The organism is Neisseria sp. P0021.S005 (genome assembly GCF_051956955.1).
In genome coordinates this window covers 1-1,583 of record NZ_JBQCWY010000694.1, presented here as the reverse complement: position 1 = coordinate 1,583, position 1,583 = coordinate 1, and the positions used below count along the sequence as shown (strand labels likewise).

Genomic DNA, 1,583 nt, shown 5'->3' with positions numbered 1-1,583 from the left:
ACGGCGCAGGATGGCTTCGTTGTCGTTCAGCCATTGGGTAAAGGTGCGCTGGGTAACAAACGGAGGGATATTGATGCTGACGGTATCGGCGGAAACGGGGCGCAAGATGAGGTTTTTCTTGGCACTGTGTTTGAGCTGGATATGAATGGTGAGGCCGTCTGAAAGGGTGTGGGTATGGAGGTGGGGCATGATATTGAGAAAAATATTGGACGGCATGGTAAGGGCGGGTATAGCGGCCCACCCGATGGAATGATTTATTTGGTTTTGGGCGCGAACGGGCCTTGTCCGGTAATCAGGGGCTGTTGGCTTTCGATCCATTGCTCGCATTGGGCCATGAGTTCGGCTTCATTGCCGTTGTTGTGGGCAATGGGTTTGCCGATGATGACGCTGACCGTGCCGGGGTATTTGAGGAAGGAGTTGCGCGGCCAAAATTCGCCGCTGTTGAGCGCGACGGGGACGATGTCCATCTCAAACATTTTTGCCATGCGCGCGCCGCCGAGCTTGTAGCGGCCTTTTTCACCGGGCGGCAGGCGTGTGCCTTCAGGAAAAATGGTAATCCAATAGCCTTCGTTTTTACGCGCAAGGCCTTGTTCTAAGAGTTGTTTGTTGGCTTCGCGGCTGTTGCTGCGGTCGATGCCGATGGTTTTGACCAGCTTCAAGCCCCAGCCGAAGAAAGGGATTTTGAAAAGTTCGCGTTTGGCAACATAGACTTGCGGCGGAAAAATCTCTTGCAGGGCGAGGGTTTCCCAGCCGCTTTGGTGTTTGGCGCAAATGATGGCGGGGTGGTCGGGAATGTTTTCCGCGCCGCTTAAGGTGTAGTTTAAGCCGATGATGTGCTTGAGCGACCAGTTGAGGATACGCACCCAAACTTGCGCCATTTTGTGCGCGCCGCCTTGAAAGGGCAGGGCAAGCAGCATAAAGGGGAACAGCAAAATAATGCTAGAGGAAAGGATGAACCAGTAAATCAGGTTGCGGATAATCAGCATATCGGGGAAAAGTCTGTCGTTTGAAAGCCGTCTGAACGCCGTTGTCGGCAGTTTTCAGACGGCCTTGTCATTTATAGGATGGCTTGCGCGGCTTCTTCGATTTGTGTGTTTTCACGCATGATGTATTGCGAGAAAGCCAGCAGGTTGTCGAAGACTTGGGTGTGTTCGGGCAGGTCTTGCTCGTGTTTGGCCAGCGTTTTTTTGCCTTTTCCGGTCAGGACGAGCGCGGATTTGCCGCCTGCGGCATCAATGGCTTGCAGGTCACGCAGGCTGTCGCCAACCAGCCAGGTTTCGGCGGCATTGGCCTTGAAGCGTTCGATGATGTCGATAATCATGCCGGGCTTGGGTTTGCGACATTCGCAGTTGTCGGCGGCGGTGTGCGGGCAAAACCAAATGCCGTCGATGGTACCGCCTGCTTGAACGGCAAGGCGGTGCATTTTCGCGTGCATTTCGGTCAGGTCTTGCACGGCAAAGTATTTGCGGCCGATACCGGATTGGTTGGTGGCCACGGCGATGGTGTAGCCTGCCTGCGTTAAAAAGGCGATGGCATCCATGCTGCCTTCGATGGGAATCCATTCGTCAACGGATTTGACGAAA

At 54.3% G+C, this 1,583-nt stretch carries 2 protein-coding genes and 1 pseudogene; all 3 read right to left on the bottom strand.

Features of this window, described 5'->3' with window-relative positions:
- Positions 1–216 (bottom strand): annotated as a pseudogene (locus ACTHUE_RS18410) (hypothetical protein); the annotation flags it as partial.
- Positions 217–254: 38 nt separating this feature from the next.
- A complete protein-coding gene (locus ACTHUE_RS18405; protein ID WP_004520947.1) occupies positions 255–986 on the bottom strand; it encodes a lysophospholipid acyltransferase family protein in 732 nt (243 codons plus the stop codon).
- Positions 987–1,057: 71 nt separating this feature from the next.
- The coding region (gene gmhB, locus ACTHUE_RS18400; RefSeq protein WP_440424130.1) for a D-glycero-beta-D-manno-heptose 1,7-bisphosphate 7-phosphatase at positions 1,058–1,583 on the bottom strand (526 nt) is incomplete at its 5' end.